General features: G+C 30.9%; 17 protein-coding genes and 1 pseudogene. 12 read left to right on the forward strand and 6 right to left on the reverse strand.

The annotated features are described in order from the left end of the window. Nucleotides 1–160: 160 nt before the first annotated feature. From QZV12_RS09705 to QZV12_RS09715, 3 genes are all read right to left on the reverse strand, one after another. On the reverse strand, nt 161–325 hold the full coding sequence (locus QZV12_RS09705) for an alpha/beta fold hydrolase (protein ID WP_295620959.1): 165 nt from the start codon (nt 323–325) through the stop codon (nt 161–163). After that, complete coding sequence (locus QZV12_RS09710; protein ID WP_295620963.1) at nt 319–486, reverse strand: hypothetical protein; 168 nt, start codon at nt 484–486, stop codon at nt 319–321. The genes QZV12_RS09705 and QZV12_RS09710 overlap by 7 nt, the downstream gene beginning before the upstream one ends. A 107-nt stretch (nt 487–593) precedes the next feature. Continuing rightward, nucleotides 594–935, reverse strand: a complete 342-nt coding sequence (locus QZV12_RS09715; RefSeq protein ID WP_295620966.1) for an alpha/beta fold hydrolase — start codon at nt 933–935, stop codon at nt 594–596. A gap of 226 nt (nt 936–1,161) precedes the next feature. On the opposite strand from QZV12_RS09715, the gene QZV12_RS09720 reads away from it, so the two are divergent. The 7 genes from QZV12_RS09720 (at nt 1,162) to QZV12_RS09750 (ending at nt 10,068) form a co-directional block, all read left to right on the forward strand. Further along, nucleotides 1,162–1,605, forward strand: coding sequence for a universal stress protein (locus QZV12_RS09720; RefSeq protein WP_295620969.1), 444 nt, complete (start codon nt 1,162–1,164; stop codon nt 1,603–1,605). Nucleotides 1,606–1,760: 155 nt separating this feature from the next. Continuing rightward, the gene (locus QZV12_RS09725) at nt 1,761–2,387 is read left to right on the forward strand and encodes a CatA-like O-acetyltransferase (protein ID WP_295620972.1); all 627 of its coding nucleotides are present in this window, start codon (nt 1,761–1,763) and stop codon (nt 2,385–2,387) included. Nucleotides 2,388–3,380: 993 nt separating this feature from the next. Next, nucleotides 3,381–5,408 (forward strand): transglutaminase domain-containing protein, encoded by a 2,028-nt coding sequence (locus QZV12_RS09730; protein ID WP_295620975.1) that lies wholly within the window; start codon nt 3,381–3,383, stop codon nt 5,406–5,408. A gap of 427 nt (nt 5,409–5,835) precedes the next feature. Continuing rightward, a complete protein-coding gene (locus tag QZV12_RS09735; RefSeq protein WP_295620978.1) occupies nt 5,836–6,672 on the forward strand; it encodes a CBS domain-containing protein in 837 nt (278 codons plus the stop codon). A 357-nt stretch (nt 6,673–7,029) separates the two neighbouring features. Next, nucleotides 7,030–8,649 (forward strand): hypothetical protein, encoded by a 1,620-nt coding sequence (locus tag QZV12_RS09740; protein ID WP_295620981.1) that lies wholly within the window; start codon nt 7,030–7,032, stop codon nt 8,647–8,649. Between the two features lie 268 nt (nt 8,650–8,917). Further along, a complete protein-coding gene (locus QZV12_RS13805) occupies nt 8,918–9,295 on the forward strand; it encodes a hypothetical protein (RefSeq protein WP_295620984.1) in 378 nt (125 codons plus the stop codon). A gap of 230 nt (nt 9,296–9,525) precedes the next feature. Continuing rightward, the gene (locus QZV12_RS09750) at nt 9,526–10,068 is read left to right on the forward strand and encodes a hypothetical protein (RefSeq protein WP_295620987.1); all 543 of its coding nucleotides are present in this window, start codon (nt 9,526–9,528) and stop codon (nt 10,066–10,068) included. Nucleotides 10,069–10,114: 46 nt separating this feature from the next. On the opposite strand, the gene larE is transcribed toward QZV12_RS09750, so the two are convergent. The 3 genes from larE to QZV12_RS09765 form a co-directional block, all read right to left on the reverse strand. Continuing rightward, the gene (gene larE, locus QZV12_RS09755) at nt 10,115–11,182 is read right to left on the reverse strand and encodes an ATP-dependent sacrificial sulfur transferase LarE (RefSeq protein WP_295620990.1); all 1,068 of its coding nucleotides are present in this window, start codon (nt 11,180–11,182) and stop codon (nt 10,115–10,117) included. A gap of 163 nt (nt 11,183–11,345) precedes the next feature. Further along, nucleotides 11,346–11,978: a TfuA-related McrA-glycine thioamidation protein gene (locus QZV12_RS09760; RefSeq protein ID WP_295620993.1), complete on the reverse strand. Its 633-nt coding sequence runs from the start codon at nt 11,976–11,978 to the stop codon at nt 11,346–11,348. Further along, entirely contained in the window at nt 11,978–13,243 is a 1,266-nt protein-coding gene (locus tag QZV12_RS09765; RefSeq protein WP_295620996.1) for a YcaO-related McrA-glycine thioamidation protein, read from the reverse strand. The genes QZV12_RS09760 and QZV12_RS09765 overlap by 1 nt, the downstream gene beginning before the upstream one ends. A 293-nt stretch (nt 13,244–13,536) precedes the next feature. Here QZV12_RS09765 and QZV12_RS09770 point away from each other — a divergent pair, with 293 nt between their 5' ends. From QZV12_RS09770 to QZV12_RS09790, 5 genes and pseudogenes are all read left to right on the forward strand, one after another. After that, nucleotides 13,537–14,580 carry an aminopeptidase P family protein gene (locus QZV12_RS09770; protein ID WP_295621000.1) on the forward strand — a complete coding sequence of 348 codons (1,044 nt, stop codon included), beginning with the start codon at nt 13,537–13,539 and terminating at the stop codon, nt 14,578–14,580. Between the two features lie 293 nt (nt 14,581–14,873). After that, on the forward strand, nt 14,874–15,767 hold the full coding sequence (locus tag QZV12_RS09775; RefSeq protein WP_295621003.1) for a type II secretion system F family protein: 894 nt from the start codon (nt 14,874–14,876) through the stop codon (nt 15,765–15,767). Between the two features lie 161 nt (nt 15,768–15,928). Next, a complete protein-coding gene (locus QZV12_RS09780; protein WP_295621006.1) occupies nt 15,929–17,035 on the forward strand; it encodes a hypothetical protein in 1,107 nt (368 codons plus the stop codon). 248 nt (nt 17,036–17,283) lie between these two features. After that, nucleotides 17,284–17,517 carry a class III signal peptide-containing protein gene (locus QZV12_RS09785; RefSeq protein ID WP_295621009.1) on the forward strand — a complete coding sequence of 78 codons (234 nt, stop codon included), beginning with the start codon at nt 17,284–17,286 and terminating at the stop codon, nt 17,515–17,517. Between the two features lie 143 nt (nt 17,518–17,660). Then, nucleotides 17,661–19,140: pseudogene (locus QZV12_RS09790) on the forward strand (lactaldehyde dehydrogenase). Nucleotides 19,141–19,252 lie beyond the last annotated feature (112 nt).

A 19,252-nucleotide genomic window follows, 5' to 3' on the forward strand; every position in this document is an offset into this window, starting at 1 on the left:
TATTTCTATAATAATAGATTGTACTTCATTGTATATAAATTTAAAGGAAAATAAGTTAAGAAAAATGTGGGTGATGGTCCTAATCGTGACACACTCTCTTTTTTAGATTTTATTTAATGAATTTTTCTTTCATAATTACTTTTTAATTCTAATTTTATTTTTATCCTATGAAGTCCTTTATTAAATCTTCTATTTCCTTTGGTTTTTCAACCATCATCATATGTCCCGCATCTTTTAATAGCTCATATCTGCTGTTTAATGCTTCAGCTACTTCAAGCCCTCTTTCTGGAGGAACTATCTTATCATATTCTGCAGATATTACCATGGTTTCTGCACTACCTTATATATTTCCTTCATGTTGTCAAAGTTTGTAACTGCTCTAATCTCAGCAGCCCTATCTTCCATGCTAAGCTCCTTTCCTTGAGGTCTCATGGTTCTTAAGTTTTCAGGATTTTTAGTGGTTGGAGCAAATATGTTTTCTCTCATGATTCTTCCATATTACTCTTTTGAAACATTATCAAATGATAATCCATTAGCTTTAAGAAGATTTGTAATTGCAGGGCTTGATCCGTCTCCCTTAGTTCCAATGAGAATTAGCTTTTCAAAAACATCTGATTTTCCCCGGCTCTAAGTGCGATGAATGAACCCATTGAATATCCTATTGCAGTTGGATTTTTAAGCTGAAGGTCTTCTGTAAATGATACGACATCCTGGGCTAAGTCGTCTATTGTATAATTAGCCATTCTCTCGCTCTCGCCATGCCCTCTGCAATCGATTGTATATACTTTGTACTTGTCTGAAAGAGTGTTTCTCATTAGATACATGGTTTCCTTAGATGAAGATATTCCATGGATTAGAACAATTACTTTGCCATCTTCTGGGCCTGATTCATCATATACAAGTTTAATTCCATTGGTTTTAATAAATTTAGTCATGATTCAAGATTTATTCTTTTAAATATAAATCAATTGTTGTTATTTTCCAATTTAAAGTTAATTCAGTTAATTATTTCGTTTTTTTTTATAATGATGTAATTTCTTATATTTCCCTTTGATTGGAATGGTCATCTCCTTTCCAAAAAATTTATTAGCATTGTTTTATAAATCTTAATGTAGTTAATAATTAAAATTTGAGTCTATCAATTTTTATAAAGTGATAAAAATGACTGAACAGTTATATAAAAAAATTTTATTGCCTACCGATGGTTCCAGATATGCTGATAAATCTGAAAAGCATGCTTTATCTATAGCTGCATCATATGGTGCTGAAATCATTGCATTAAGTGTTGTTGAAAATACAGTTCCTGTAAACCTTTCAGGTAAGGAAACTATAGATGAAATAAACGCATTGCTTGAAGAGGAAACATTTGCAAACCTTAAAAAAGTGGAAGACTTAAGGGATGAACAGGGTTTGGATATTAAAGTCACTCCAAAAATAGCAAAGGGATCTCCTGCAAAAGCTATTTTGGCAGTTGCTGAAGAGGAAGATGTTGACCTTATAGTCATTGGAAGTTCAGGCAAATCTGGACTTGATTTGCTCTTGCTTGGAAGTGTGGCAGATAAGGTTGTAAGATCAGCTAAATGTTCTGTTTTAGTTGTACACTAATATTTTTCTTTTCTTTTTTCTATTTTTCATTTTTTATTTATTATTTCCTAGTTTTTTTTATAATATGGCTTGTTTTTTCTATTTTTTTAAAATCTCTTCTTATTTTCATATAATTTAAATACAATCAAAAATCAAATATTAAAGTAGGTTATAATATGAAGGAAATAGATTTTGATTTAGAAAACAATCCATTCATCAATGTCTTATCTTCAAGATGCAACATGTCTGTAAGGATTGATGTGGAAGATATGTGGAATTTTTCAAAGGCAAATGATTTGTCTTTCTTTATCATGTCATTAGGTGCATTAATGAATGCATTAAATAAGGTTCCTGAGATGAGAAGACGAATTGTTGGAGGCAAGGCTGTTGAGTTCAGCTCTTTAGATGCTATTTGCCCAATAATGGAGAAGAAGCAAACAACTTATAAGGAAATAAGAGTGGAGCCTCCTCAAAGGTTTCATAATGTTTTAAAATGGCATGAGTATGTTGAAGAGCATATATTAAATGTTTTGGAAGGGGTTGATGAGCCATTTAATGTGCATATATTGGAAAGGGATGAATTGAATGTTGCAAATTTTTCCTGTATTCCTTGGATTGATTTTGATTCATTCACCACTGCAGTAGCAACTGGAAACACTATCCAACCTTTAATCACTTGGGGAAAGGTCAATGAGAATTATGAAATGACTGTATCCATATCATTTAGCCATATCTTTGTAAATGGATTGGAGGTCTCTAATTTTTATAAATATGCTCAAGAGAACTTTAACAAAATAATATAATTTTTTTGATTATCATATTGTCTTTTTTTTAATATTTCACATTATTTTGATTTTTTGAATTGTTTTTGTTGTGTATTATTTCATTTTTTTATCTTTTTTTTTTGAATTGTTTTTGTTGTGTATTATTTCATTTTTTTAATGATTTGAATTTATTTTTTTATCTGTTTAATTATTCTTATTTTTTGATTAATTGAATGCATAATTCTTAATTTCTTTTTTTAAGATTAAATAATGATTTAAAATAATTCTAATTTTATTTCAATTTTTGCCATTTGTTTTAATAGATTCTAAGTTTTTTGAATCATATATAAAAAACTCTGATTTATTCTTTTTTTCTTTAAATCGTCTGGGTTAAAGCATATTTTTATTAATGGATATTTTTAAGTTTATATTTAATTAAAATAGTTCTTTTAATGTCTTATTTTATATAATTGGGAATGATTTGGACTTATTTAATTTAATTTTATATGATTTTTTTATTTTAAATTTAACTCTAATTTTATCCATATTTAGACAAATTAAATATTTTACAATTAATAAATAGGTTAATATTAAATTTAATCTATTTTTAGGTTATTTGAAAGTTTAAATGCTCTTTAAAATTTTGATTTTCAATAAAAAGATTTAAATAATATGAAATCTTATGTTTAATCACATTAAAAAAGAATCTGTAATGCTTTTGTAAAATAAAGCCCAAATTTTTAGATTTTCAATGATTAGACATTTTTAAAATAAATATGTTAATAGTTAAATAATTTTATTTGTTAAATAATATTTGGTTGATTATTTTTCATTATTTTATTTATTTGTTGAATTTTTGATTGGTTGATTATTTTTCATTATTTTGTTTATTTGTTGAATTTTTGATTGGTTGATTATTTTACAAAAACCATTAGTGATATGAATTTTTTAATGTCAATTTTTACTTTTTTAATGTATTGAGGTGAAACAATTACGAAAAAATGTAAGACATTATTTGCTGTGTTTTTTGCCTTGCTTATTCTTTCAATAGCAGGGGTATCTGCAACTGATGTTGGTGATATTTGCGATAATAAAGATTCTATGATTTTAAATAATGATGATTTTAAAAATAGTTGCTATAGTTCTGAACTTATTTATGGAAACAATGGGGATTCTAATTCTTCTGTTAGTTCTATAGCTTCTGGTGGCTTAGGCAATTCCAGCACATCTATCGGTTCTGGCAATTCTGATTATTATTTAAGTAATGATGAAATTTCAATTGCTTCAACTAATTCCAGTGGCAACTCCAATGATGTCATTTCAGCAATTGAAAATAATATTTCTTCAAAAGAATCCAATTCCTTAGAGGATGAAGATTCTTCAAATCTAAACGAAAGCGTTAAATCAGAAAAGATTCAAACTCATTTAAGCAATTCCGGCAAATCCATTGTGAATGGAACTACTTACTATTTGAGTTTAAAGGATTCTCTAGGAAATGCCTTATCCTCTAAAACTGTATTTTTAACATTTAATGGAAGGAACTATACTAGAACTACAAATTCAAATGGAATTGTAGGTTTAAAAATTAAAGGAAAAATAGTTCAAACATGTAAAATGAGTTATATGTTTGAGGGAGATGAAAATTACACTGCCACCATTGGATTAGTGAACATAAGAATTAAGAAGGCCACTGCAATTGCAGATTCTGGTTCAACTATAGTGAAAGGAAAGAATTTTTCCGTCACTTTAAAAAACAGCAATGGAAAAGCATTATCTGGAAGAACCATTGTTTTTACAGTCAACGGTAAAAATTATGTTAGAACTACAAATTCCCGTGGAATTGCAAGCTTAAAGATCAATTTGGCTGCCAACAGAACATATGTTTTATCATATGCGTATGCTGGAAGCTCTGACTATGGAGGCTCTTCAAAATCATTGCCACTGCTTGTTAAGATTCCAACAAAATTTGCAAATTCCGGCAGTTCAATCATTAAGGGAAAAACATATTACATTACCTTAATGGATTCAAGATGCAATGCATTAACTGGCAAAAAAGTTAAAATCGAATATCGTGGAATAAGCTATGTTAAAACTACAAATTCAAAGGGAAGAGTAGGCTTAAAAATCAATTCCTCTCCAGGTCATAGCTATAATCTATCATATAACTATATTGGAAACAGTGAATATGGTCCAATTTCTGGAAAGTTAGACCTTAAAGTTAAAAAGGCAACCTACTTGGTTTCTTACACTTCAAATAATATAACAATAGGGTCTGCCTTTAAGGTTATTTTAAAGGACTTAAGTGGAAATGTTTTGAAAAACAAGATGGTTGCATTTAATTTCCGTGGCAAAAATTATACCAGAAAGACCAATTCAAAGGGAATAGCTAGTCTGACAATAAATGTAAATGGAAATAAAACATATGCTCTTTCATTTAAATATGCCGGCAGTTCTTATTATGCTTCCTCTAGCGGATCTATTCATTTAACTGTAAAGAATTTTTCATATAAGGGAATAAATCTCACTTATTCTTCAGTAAGCAAAAGAGGCAATACTGCCCAGTATAAAAAAGGTTTGAATGAAATTGCAAATCTTACAAAGTCTCAGTTAAAAGCCTATTTAAAGTCTTCTGGAAATGATGCACTTAACTCTGCCATCAAGAGTTTGTCAAGCAAACTGGTTTGCGGAAAAAACACAACTTGGGATAAGGCTCAAGCCATATTCGATTATGTAAGAGACTATATTTCATATCGTTATTATTCAAACAGTAAAAAAGGGGCTAAATCTACTTTACGCAGTAAATCCGCTAACTGTTGTGATCAAGCGAATTTGGTGGTTGCTCTTTGTAGGGCAGCAGATATACCTGCAAGACTTTCACATGGGCAAGGTTGCAGATTCTCCAGTGGTTTGGTTGCTGGACATGTATGGGCTCAGATATATGTGGATGGAGTTTGGTACAGCGCTGATGCAACAAGTGTTAGAAACAGTTTGGGAAAGATTAAGAATTGGAATGTTAAACATTTTTACCGCTTAAAGCAGTATGCTCATTTACCATTTTAATGTGTATTTTTTATGGGAATGTGTTCATTTTATTTTTAAGAACACATTTGTTTCTTTTTTTTTTTTTAAATGATTTTTATGCTTTAGACAGAATCTCTTTTCTTTTTCTTTCCTTTTATTTTTGCACATTTTTTAAAAAATTTTTTATGATTTTTTCTATTTTTTATCTAAAATAATTTGATAATCCAATAATCAGTATTTTTTCACCTAATTTTTCATGGTTTATACTAAAATTATTTAAATGATAAAAAATATATTAACAAATGTTTAATAAGAATATTACTTTTTGTTAAAATTTAACAAAAATATTTAGGTTTTGATAATTGCGAAAGAGAAAAAACAGATGGACTTTCTAATTTTAAAACACATAAATTATCTGATACTATTTAATTTCAATCTTATTTAAAAATCAATTATGGTGTTACTAATGAAAGTAAAAGATGTAGCGTCTACAGATGTTATTCATGTAACCGTTCCAGGAAGTAGGGAAGATGCTTTAAGAATCATGAAAAAAGAAGATGTATCTGTAGTGCCTGTTATTAAAAATGATACTAACAAATTGGTAGGAATATTAACTCGTTCTGATATGATTACCAATCCTGATGAAGAACAAATTGCTATGTTAATGACTAGAGAATTAATTACAGCAAAAATGGATGATGAATTAAAGAGTGTTGCAGAAAAAATGGTAGAAAACAACATTAGAAGAATACCTGTCATTAATGATGACGATGGATTGGTAGGTATTGTAACTTCTTTCGATATTGTTGCTTTAGCTATTGCAGATATGGGCATTAAAGAGCCTGTAGAAAACTATATGATCAAGACCATTCCTGCAACCTGGGATGAAACTCCATTGAATGTTGCATTTGAAGTAATGAAATTCTTTGGCTTAAAATCAATCATTGGATTAAACTCCAACAACAGAATGACCGGTATCTTAACTGAAACCGATTTCATTGCTGAAAGTGAAATCATCTCTGAAAGAACTGAACACCGCTCTTCTGTAGGTACTGAAGGAGACAAATGGTCTTGGGACAGTACTTCAGTTTTATACATTGAGAAAAACCATCTCAAATTCACTGATAAGGTCTTTAAGGATGTTGCAGTAAAAGATGTTGTAACTGCAAACACTAAAACCAAAGTCTCTGTATGTGCTGAAAAAATGAGATCTCTTGATGTAGAACAATTGCCTGTTTTAGGAATTGAAGGAGAACTCGTAGGTCTTGTCAGAGCTAGTGATTTAATTAAAACATTACTCTAGGTTCAATTCAAGTTTTGAGCCCAAGTTTGCCCAAGCTTGCCTGAGATTGCCCAAGTTTTGGACCTACGCTTTGGACCCAAGCTTTTGAGCCCAAGTTTTTTGACCTTCGGTCAAAAACCTTGACCAAAAATATTTTAATGGTTATTTTAACCATTCCTTTTCTTTTTTTATTAGTTTTTTCAATTTTGCTATTTTTTTTTTAAATTTTTATCAGTTTTTTCAATAGTTAACCTGATAAACTTTTCACAAATTTTTTATATTATTTTATATATAAACTAGCTTATACTTACTTAACTTAAGTAATGATTTGGAAAAATAACTATTTGTTCAATTAAATAATTATTTTCAGGTGGGAAAATGTTGAAGAAAAATAAAAATTCATTTATCATTTTTTCATTATTTTTCATTTTAATATTAAGTATAGGAGCAATTTCTGCTAGTGAAGATCTTGATAATCAGTTGGGGGATGTAAATTCTGATCTTTCAGCAGATGGGGATGTTGGAATTGCTGCTGATGATATTTTAAATGATGTAAATGATAATGGGGAAAATATTGAAGCGATTGTTGTTGATGATTTAGATAATGACAAGAGCAATGATGAGAGTATTCTATCTGATGAGACTCCTTCAAATACTATAACCGTAAATGGAGGAACCTTTGAAGATATTCAAAATGCAATTGATTCAGCTAACGATGGAGATACAATTGAACTCAGCGGTAGGTTTGAAAGTACTGGTAATAATATTGCTATTGAAAAAAATTTAATTATTAAAGGAGTAGATAATCCCCTTTTAGATGGAAAGTCTTTATCTGGGATTTTCAGAGGAGGATATCGCAATATTACTTTTGATGGATTGACTTTAATTAATTCAAATGGCAGTGCTATGGCTCTATTTGGTCTTGAACGCATAAATATAGTGAATTGTCGTTTTGAGAATAATATAGCAGACCAATGGGGAGGAGCTATTGATGGTATTAATATTTTTGTAAAAAATTCCACTTTTGTGAACAATTCTGCATTAAATGATGAACTCGGAGTTGTTCATGGTGGCGGTGCCATTTCTTGTTCTGATAAATCATATATCATAAATTGTACTTTTGAGAAAAATTTCGCTGTTCGTGGTGGCGGTGCCATAAATATTGGTTTAGCTGAAGATGCTGAAGGTGATATTGGTATTGTGGATTGTTATTTCAACAACAATACCGCTTTAATGGGTGGTGCTATTTATAGTTATAGTTGTCCGATTATAAATTCTACTTTTGTGAATAATGTTGCTACTAGTGTTGGAGGCGCAATAGATGGAAGTTTTAAAAGCATTTCAGGATGTGATTTTATAAATAACAGCGCTCAGTATGCTGGAGCTATAACAGGATGGGCAGTTGAAATTTCTTCATGCAATTTTATAAATAACAGTGCTGTTACATATGCCGGGGCTATTTTTGGAAGGTATAATGAGATTTCTTCATGTAATTTTGTTGATAATCGTGCAGGAACCCAAGCTTCTGCTATAGTAACATATACTAATTTAACTGTTTATGATTCTAATTTTACTAATAATATTGCTAAGGGTGTGAAAGAACAGTTTGGTCATCATAGTTTAAATTATGGTAATGGTACCCTTACATCAGTGGAAATGATGGATAAACACCTTTATTTTATAGAGTTTTTGTTAAAACTCAATGGTACCCTTACATCAGTGGAAATGATGGGGGAACCTAATGAAATAAACTTTGTTAATTGCAATGGCATTATTGACAATGAAGACCTATTCAAAGAAAAAACAAGTCTTTTAGCTGCTGCTGTTTCAATAGCATATAAAAGCGAGAAAAATTTGGTTGTTACTTTAGTAGGAGATTTTAATGAGAATGTTTTGGTAGGGCAAAAAGTTTCCATTAAGTTTAATGGCCAAACTTATAATGAGACTACTGATATCAATGGTCAAGTTAAACTATTGATCACTGGTTTAGTTTCCTAAAAATTATACTGCTACAATCAGTTTTGCTGGAGATAATTTCTTAAAAGCATCATCTGCATCAGTTAAAGTTGTAGTAAATAAATTAACTCCAAAATTAACCGCAGCTGCTGTTTCTACTGTTTATAATGGTGGAAAGTATTTAATTGCTACTTTAAAGGATTCAAGTAATAAGGTTCTTAAAAATGTTAAGGTAACAATTAAATTAAATGGAAAAACATATACTAGGGCTACTGATTCAAAAGGCCAAGTTAAAGTATCTACAAATGGATTGGCTCCTAAAACCTATACTGCAACAGTTACTTATGCTGGAAACACAATTTACAATAAAATCAGCAAATCTGTTAAAGTTACAGTTAAAAAAGCCACTCCTAAATTGATTGCTAAGGCAAAAACATTTAAGGTTAAAACCAAAACCAAAAACTATGCAGTTACTTTTAAAACTAATCAGAATAAAGTATTCAAAAATGCTAAACTCACTTTAAAAGTTAACGGTAAGACTTACAGTGCAAAAACCAACAGCAAAGGTGTTGCTACATTTAAGATTACTAAATTGACTAAAAAAGGAAGTTTTAAAGCAGTAGTTGCTTTTGCTGGCAGCAAATACTTTAATAAGCTTAGCAAAGCTGTAAAAATAACAGTTAAATAGGAGATATTTTTATATACAAAAAAATCCATATTATACTTATGGATTTTATTAGTCCTAAAATAGACTTATTTGGTGTTAATGAATTCTTTTTAGAATTCATTTAACATTTTTATTTACTATTTCTCTATTTTTTTTTAAAATTTAAAATATTTATATAAGTTTCAATAAATGTTTTAGTATTCAATTTATTAATTAATTTTTTTAAGTATTTTTTTAATTTGAGTGATAAAATGTCTGAAGAACCTATTTTAGTTATTAAGGATAATGATTCAACAATTGGAATAAGAGCAAGGGTTGGAGAGGAATTCTCTGAACATGAAATCCAATTAAGTGTTATACTTGCTTATTACTGGGATAATAATCTGCCGGTTATTGAAAACTTGGTGGATCTTTTTGAATCTTCTGTTAAAAGAACTGTAAATGAGGTCCTTCCACATGAAAATCTTTTTTTAAAATATAATCTTTTAACAGATGATGAAATCAGTCAGGCAAGCAGATTTGAAATTCATTTGCAGGAAGTTAAGGCTGATGAGATAAGCTTGCGATTAGATGGTAAAATACTCGCTTTAAAAGGATTGACATCAAAAGAGGAGTACTCTAAAGGCATTTTAGATAAGATAAACATTCTAAATAACAATGAACCTGAAGAAGTTGCAGATTGGAGAGAAAGTGATTCAAAAGTGGAAAAGTTAGTTGAAAAGAATATTCCAACTGAAAAGAAGATTTCATTTAAGGAGTTTGCAAGACAGCAAAGATTAAAAAATAGTAAATAAAGAAACTAAACTGTTCTTCTAATCAAAAGTAAAAAAAAGGGAAGAACTAAACAGTTCTTCTAATTAAAGGTAAAATTTTAACTAAGGATTCCTTAGCATCATTTTTGTTTTCATTGTTTTCAATGCTTATTTTTCCGTCTCTAAAGATTTTAGACTCTTTTCCATCAATGCTTAATTTGATGTATCCAATTTCCTCTTTAGTTTCAATATTGTCTATTCCATCGTAATTCTCTTTTTTGAGTATTTTGGAAGTTTCTGAAATATCTAATCCAAATGGCAATTGTTTTCTAAGGGTCAAATTAACGGCACCTTTTTCAATCTCATCATCTTCGATAAGATTGTCATTGCTTTCAATGGCTTTAAGATTCAATAAAACCTTTTCGTATTGTGCCAATTTAAGTTCATCAACAATAGATTCAATTGTTTCCTTGTCTAAAATGCTATCCAATTGATTCAATTCTATTGTGGCGACATTCTTTTCTTCTCTGAGTTTAACAACATCGCAGTTAGTCTTTTCTTGGATGAAACTTTCACAATAATCAAGTCTGTTTACCTTATCTATTGTAACAATCTCGTTTGTCTTTACTCTTGTTGCAAGACATGTTGTTGACTTTGAATATGGAATATTGTTTTCCTCAAGGAATTGATGAATTTCTGGAGTTTCAAGCTGTGCATCTATAAAGGGACTTTCGATTTCAAAGGCATATTTCATCAATATTCCTGGCCTATCAGGAATAAGGTCTGTTATATTGTTTCCATCTATAACTATTTCATAACCTTTTTCATTTGCTAGTTGTTTAATTGCACCATACATTAATTTTCTGCATACATAGCATCTTTGTGGGCTATTGCCAACAACGTCATCTATCTCAATGAAGTTATTTTCAATAATTTCATGATTAATTCCAATTTCAGATGTTCTTTTCTTTGTAAATTCCAGAAATCCAGTTGGAAATATCTGATTGTCATATGTGATTGCCAGCACGTCACAGCCTACTTCCTTTGCAATGTATGCAAGCATAGTGCTGTCTGCTCCTCCAGAGAAAGCAAGAGCTAACTTTTTATAGTTTTTCAATATTTTCTTCAGTTTCTCGATTTTGATATCTGCATTCATTTTTGGCCTCATTTTCTTTAATGATAAAATCATTTATTATCAGTTATTTGATTAATCGCCCGAATTAAATATCATATCTAAATAAAAAATAATAAATTAACTATTGTTATATTTCTAATTGCTTTTAAAATTTTCTATATCAACGTTATATTCTAAAATAAGCCTATTTTAAGTTTTTAATGTATTCTAAAACTTCAATAGCATCTAAGTATTTTATGTCCTTTTCCTTCAATACAAAATCAATAAGCCTTGTTTTCTTTTCATCTTCCATTTCCACTTTGGAGAAGATGTTTTGATAGGAACGTTTTGGATAGTAGATCTCCTTTGCAATGTTGTGAATATTGTCCTTTTCCTCTTCAGTGATTATTCCTTCCTTTACTGCAAGGTCTAATTTATAATCGATATTTACAAGAGCTTCAGAGATAGGGACTTTTCTAACTGGGTCAAAGCTAAGTGCAACATCATCATCTGAAGTGATGGCTCCGGACCTGTATGCCTTGTAGACATATCCAATTCCAATCATCCCTAAGTCATCAAGTTCTGATGCTCTAAGGGCTCCCATGCTGCTTCCACCAACTACAGTTATTCCCTTATCCAATGCTTTCATTATTTCCTTATGTGCAACTGCAGGAGTGTGGTGGAAAGCACCATCAATGATTCCTATGATGTCTGGCTTTTCAGATATTGCCTTTAGTACATCTCCCCTTTTAACTGGAAGCCTATAGTCTGCCTCTAAAATGGCTTTAGCTTCCTCCTCTTGAATGGATAGTCCTAAATAGACAATAATCTTAGTCATTAAATCAATCCTCTTCTTGCTTTTCTATCATATTCCAAAGCCCTGTTTCCTAATCTTTCCTCATCAAGTGAGTATAATTCTGCCTTAGGTATGATTACCCTTGCAACATTGATTCCTATTTCATCTCTTGTAAGGTCAGTGTATAGGACTTGATCGAATCCAACCTTTTGAACCTCTTCAATGCTTGTTTCAATATCCTTCTTGATTGAATGTGAGCTTTTGTCTTCAATGTCTGAAAGATTGATAGTTTCTTCTTCCCTTTGGAAGTAATGCCTGTTCATTCTTTTCATATGTTCATAGCCTGACTTTCTCATAAAGTCTGCCCTTATTGTGTCTTCACGGGTTCCATGAATCTGGGTTGCACGGCTTTGAGCAACTTCAGTCAATGCCCTTATCACTGCAACTTCAGGGTTTAGGTGTGTTCCAACACCTAAAGTCAATAGTGCAGGATCCTTAAGGACTGTATCATCAGCACTTGCAGCAACTGTTGTAATCTTCAAATCTGCAGTAATGTCCATAAGCTTTATGTCGATTCCTTGGCTATTGAACTTGTCTAATAGCTCATTTATGATTTCATTATCAATATTGTCTTGGATGATTTCCTTTTTGTTCCTTTTTGTAAGTTCAGATATGCTCCATGCATCCCTTTCAACAACTTCAAAGATTCCATGCAAAACGGATTCCTCTATGATGTTTCCAGATGCAAGGCCATTGGTGTTTCCTTTAAAAATAGCTATTGGACTTGGGCTTACTTCCCTTGTTGGAATGTAAGGGTGGAAAACTGCATTTGATGGAACGTAAATTGTTTCTTCGCTGATGATGTCTTCTGATTCTATCCATTCAAGCCTTGAATTCTCCACATTTTCATTGCCATAGTTCTTTGGCAATAGGAGCTCTCTTGGATCAAGGGCATTATCAACTTCAGATTGGCCATTTTTAATGTTGTTGTAGGTGTCTACAAAGGTTCTTTCTCCATCAATATCCTGACGTTCAGCAGAGTATCTTTCGAATCCTTCCATCATTGCAGATGCCTTTGCCTGTTCTGTAGTGGCACCCTTTCCTGCATAAACGCTTACGCTTCCAGACTGTGCAGTTGGACGGATTGCAGAAAACACTGGGATTTTTACTCTATCCAAGTCTGTAATGTCAGTTAATCTGGTTATTCCAGCAGTTCTAAGCTTTTTCTCATTTATTTCAATTGTTTCCTTTGGGTCTCTGATTCTATGAGTTCCCTTAAAGAATTTTATTGGAATATCTTCAAACATGTTTATTTTTCCTTAGCTATTTTTAAAATCTAGTTTTAATTTTATGAATTTTATAATATTTATACTTTGTAATTGATTATTTATAATAATTGTTATGATGTAGTTTTAATCATTCGTTTAATTTTTAAATAATAAAGAATAAAACAATTTATAGATAAGAATTCATAATTTGATTAATTTTTAAGCAAAATGAATTTAAGATTTGTTGATAAGATTTCATAATTTGATTAATTTTTAAGCAAAATGAATTTTACATTTGTAGATAAGATTTCATAATTTGGTTGAGGATATAAATGCAAATAAAGGAAAATAATGTTCATGAGTTTCATATAAAAAATATCTTGAAAAAATTGGAAGAAAAAGGTCAAGATGCTATGCTGGTTGCTAATTTCAATAATATCTTTTACCTATCTGGATACATGTCAACAAGCTTTGCATTCCTTATAATCAAGGAAAATCCAATTATTTTTGTATCTGGAATGAATTTGGAAAATGCAAAAAACACATCTTCCATTGACATTGTCAAGTATGAATCATATGATAAGATGATTGAATATCTGAAGGAAGAGGGAATTAAGAACTTGGCTATTGAATCAGATTTGACTGCAAGTGCTTATCAAAAGTTCAATGACTTCAATCTCACCATCTCTGATGCAATATCAACTGAAAGAATGATCAAGGCTGACGAAGAGATTGAAAAGATAATTAAGGCAACTGAAATAGCACATAAGTCCTTGATTGAATTGGATGTAAGGAATAAGCAGGAAAAAGGTGCACAGGAATGGGAATGTGCCTATGAATTAGGTTATTTGATGAGGAAAAATGGAGCAACTGTTGAATCATTTGACACCATTTTTGCATCAGGTCCTATTTCTTCATTGCCTCATTCCACTCCAAGGCAACATATTTTGGAAACTCCTGTTTTAGTGGATTATGGATGCAAAATAGATGGATATTGCAGTGACACTACAAGAACATTTGTCTATAATGAAAGGCAAGAGGAAATATCTGATATTGTTCTTGAAGCCCATGATAAGGCTGTTGATGCAGTAAAAGAAGGAGTAAAGGCTTGTGAAATTGATAAGGTGGCAAGAGACATTATCACAGAGTATGGCTATGGAGATAATTTCATTCACAGCACTGGCCATAGCTTAGGGATGGACATTCACGAAAACCCTTCCCTATCCTTGAGGGACCAAACAGTTTTGGAGAAAAATATGCTTGTAACAGTAGAACCTGGAATATATCTTGAAGGTGAATTTGGAGTAAGGATTGAGGATATTGTTTTGGTTGATAAAAAGGGTAAATTGATTGGTGATTTGCCTCAAATATTGTAATTGATTTTTTAACTTTTTTTATTTTTTTTTATTTTTTTTGAATTCTTTTAACATTTTTTGACTTTTTTTACTAATATTTTTCTAATTTTATTTTTCAGTTTAGTTCTATTTTATTAAATGATTTTATTTTATTATCTAATTATAATTTTCCTAAATCATTATAATTTTTCTTATTTTTTATAATATTCTAATAAAACTGTCTCTTTAAGTCTATAAATAAGTTAAATTTATTAATAACTTATACAAATCTATTATCAATGTTTATTGAAGATTTAATAATTAAATTATCAAATATGTTGGAAAATAGAATTAATCAGAATCTTTTAATTAGGTTTCAAGAGCATTTGCTTAATGCAGGAATATTTACATTGGCTTCTCAATTGCTGTCAATTATTTTAATTGTATACTTTTTGTTCATTGTTCTATTTGCATTGGCATCATTGATATTGTCAATTGACATTCTATTGTCTATTATTTTAGCTATTGCCATTCCAACAGTTGCATTTATTCTGGTTCTATTTGTGAAAACAGAAAGAAGAGCAAGTGAAATAGATAACTCCATTCCAGACTTTTTAAGGCAATTGTCCTCTATGCTGAAGGTCGGATTGAGTTTGGAGAATGCATTGGTTGACATGTCAAATCATGGAAAAGGACCATTGTATGATGAGTTAAGAAGAGTTGTTGTAGAGATAAGAATGGGCAAAAGCTTAGATGAATCCTTTAACAAGATGGCAATCAGACTCAACTCAAAGGATCTTGAACGGAGCTTTAAAATTATATTGAATGCTCATAAAAGCGGTGGGTCCTTGTCTGACATTATTCTTGATGTCAGTGATGATTTAAGGGCAATGCTTATTTTAAAACGGGAGAGAAAGGCAAGTGTCATGATGTCAATAATGTTTCTTATCATTGCATCTACATTTGCTGCCCCTTTTGCCCTTGGAATGGTTGGAGTCTATTCCTCATTTATGATTGAATTGGGAAAAGGAGGAGCTATTTGTGAAGTTGCACCTCTTGCAGCAGAGATTTATTTGATAATTCATTCCATTTTAGCAGGATTTTTAATAGCATTGATAATGTATGGGGATTTAAGGAAAGGACTAAGATATTCAATTCCAATAACTGTTTCAGCTTTTTCAGTATTTTACATTATCAATAATTTTGGAGCGTCTTTCTTAGGATTTTAATATCTCTCCAATAAATGAATTTAAAGCGAAAATGGCGATAGATATGAAATAACTGGTGTTTAGATGCTCTTTACCTATTTAATGCAAGCAAGCAATTGCTTTCGGATAGATTGATATGTTCCTTTAAATAAAATAATTATAAAGGGGGAAATTTTAAAAGAATGAAATTTATTTATGTGATGCTTATGAAAGCTATTTTTTTATTTTTAATTTTTACTATAACTATTGTAAGTATTGGTTGCGCTTCGGCAGCTGATATTGGCTGTAGCGATTTGTCAGATTCGTCTTCTCTTCAGGATGTTTCTTTAGATGTGGATGATTCTATTGCAGATGCTGATTATGAATTATCAAAGGATTCTAGTATTATAGAGGATATTCCAAAATCTAATGAGAAATCAAACTTAAATAGTTCATCTGCAGGTTCCTTTACAGATTTGAACAATGCTGTCAATGGAAACGAAAATAATACTATTTTTCTTAATAGGGATTATGTTTATACTGATTCTGATTCTGATTTTAAAAAGGGTATTGTTATCAATCGTTCTTTAACCATTTATGGAAATGGTGTTACAATTGATGGATCAAACATTGCACATATGTTCAATATAGATACTTTAGAGAATGTGGTTCTCTATGATATAAACTTTATAAATGGTCATGCTTCCACATTTGGAGGCGCTATTTATGGAACATGCACTGCCGTAAGATGCAGCTTTAAAAATAATCAAGCAGATATTCAAGGTGGAGCATTGTATTATGGTGATGCTGTAGACTGTACATTCATTAATAATAAGGCTGGCCATGGTGGAGCTATGTTTGCAGGTATTGCTAGAACCTCCTCATTTACAAATAATAGTGCTGAAAATGGTGGTGCACTGGATTCAACCACTGCATATCGTTGTCGTTTTGAAGGTAATGTTGCCAGCAGTGAAGGTGGAGCAATGTATCGAGGAAACGCGGATAACAGTATATTTTTGAATAATTCTGCTGAAAGTGGTGGTGCATTAAGTTATTCTAATGCAGGATCTTCATATTTTATAAATAATAGTGCATTATTATTTGGTGGAGCATTTAAATTAGGTAATGCAACAGATTGCCTATTTGCAAACAATACTGCAGGAAGATTGGGTGGTGCAATGATGAGATCTAATGCTTCCTATTGCCTTATCTATGGCAACTCAAAGAATGGTGGTCAATGCTATCAATCTAATCTTGTCAGTTGTACAGTTGATGATGATTTAGCTGCAATCTTACTTGACAGCAATTAATGCATCAATTTTTTTTATTTTTTTTCTATTTTTTATCAATTCTTATTTTTTTTATTAATTCTTATTTTTTTATAAATTCTTATTTTTTTATCATAATTATGATTTCATTGAATCCTTATAATTTTACTCTAAAATTAGAATATTATAATTATTTCATTTCTTTTTAGTTCTAAATAAGTTAAATTTATTTATAGTTCCTACAAACTTATAATCAATCCTTATTGATGATTTGGTTGTTGGAGGTAATTATGAATTTGAAAAACTTATTCAAATCTATCAAAGATAATCCTTTAGATTCTATTGATAGTAAAGGGCAAGGTTCTGTTGAATTGATACTAATCATTGGAGGAATCATTGTTATTATCCTGCTTGTCGTTTCTATGTATAAATCATATTTGCTTGATTTGGGAAATGAAATTGATTCCAATGAAATGAATAGTTTAAACAGTTCCTTTAATGATATCTCTTCTAAATTTCAATAATTTTATTATTCAATAAAACAAATAGTTTAATGATTATTTAAAATCAAAGATTTGAAAAATTAAAAATAAAATTAAACAAATAGTTTAATGATTATTTAAAAATCAATGAATTGAAAAATTAAAATAAATTTGGGAGTCATGACATGAAATTCTTAATCAATGGTGAATTTATAGATAAATCAGACCATTACGATGTTATCAATCCATATAATGGAAAAATTGTAGATACTGTTCCAATTGCATACAGAACTGATGTTGATAATGCTGTTGAAGCAGCAAACAATGCAAAGAATGCATTGAATGATTTGTCTGCAAAGGAAGTTTCAATAAATCTTCTTAATGCTTGTGAAGAACTTGAAAAGGAAAGCGTAAGTATAGCAAAGCTTATAGTAGCTGAAGCTGGAAAACCATATAAACAAGCTATTGGAGAACTTCAAAGGTCTGTGGAAACATTGCAGTTTGCTGCTGAAGAGGCTAGAATCTATGGGGAATCTGTTCCTATAGATGCAACTGGACCGCTGAATCGTTTTGTACAGATTCGTCTTCACGGTTTAAGAATCTGTTCCTATAGATGCAACTGGACCTGTTGATGCAAGATTTTTGGCATTCACCAAAAAGCTTCCTCTTGGTGTTGTAGGGGCAATAACCCCATTCAATTATCCTGTAAACCTTGCCTTGCATAAGATAGCTCCAGCTATTGCAGCTAAAAACACTGTTGTAATGAAGTCTTCCATGGAAGCTCCATTAGCTGCCTTAAGATTGGCAGAAATTATAAACAATCATTTTCCAGATGGTGTAATAAACTCTGTAACCGGCTATGGCAGTGAAGTTGGAGATGCAATGGTTGTGTCAACTGGAATTAACAAGATTTCATTTACAGGGAGTGTAGCTACTGGTTTATTCATTTCTTCAAGAGCAGGGATGAAGAAATTGACTATGGAGCTTGGAGGAAACGATCCTTTGGTGGTTCTTGATGATGCAGATATGGAAAAGGCGGTAAGTGTAGCAGCATCTGGTGCATTCTTTTTCTCAGGTCAATTCTGCATAGGAGTCAAAAGAATAATTTTGGATAATACGGTTGCAGATGAATTCATAGACTTATTTGTCAAGGAAGCAAGCAAATTGAAGATGGGAAATCCAATGGATGAGTCTACAGACATTGGTCCTGTAATCAATGAAAGCTCTGCAGTAAATATTGAACAGTCTGTAAACAGTGCAATTGAAGATGGTGCAGAATTGCTCCTTGGTGGAAACAGAAAGGATTGCTTCTTTGAGCCAACCATTTTAGACAATGTAAGAATGGATATGGATATTGTGGCAAACGAAACATTCGGTCCGATTGCACCTATAATTAGGGTTGATGGAATTGATGAGGCAATTAAAGAGGCAAACAATACCCAATATGGCCTACAGGCTGGAGTGTTTACTGAAAGCATTCACAATGCCTTAAGATGTGCAAATGAAATAGATGCAGGTTCTGTTTTAATCAATAAGGAATCTACATTCAGAACAGATGCAATGCCATTTGGAGGATTCAAGTCAAGTGGTATAGGCAAGGAAGGAATAAAATATGCAGTTGAGGATATGTGCAAAACCAAGTTGATTGCTTTCAATTGCAAATAATTATTGATGTGTGCAAAACCGAGTTGATTGCTTTCAATTGCAAATAATTAAAAAAGTATTAATTTAAAGAGAACTAAAATAATATTAATATGAAAATATATCATTGAAATTT

This window comes from uncultured Methanobrevibacter sp. (genome assembly GCF_902769175.1).
GTDB lineage: Archaea > Methanobacteriota > Methanobacteria > Methanobacteriales > Methanobacteriaceae > Methanobrevibacter.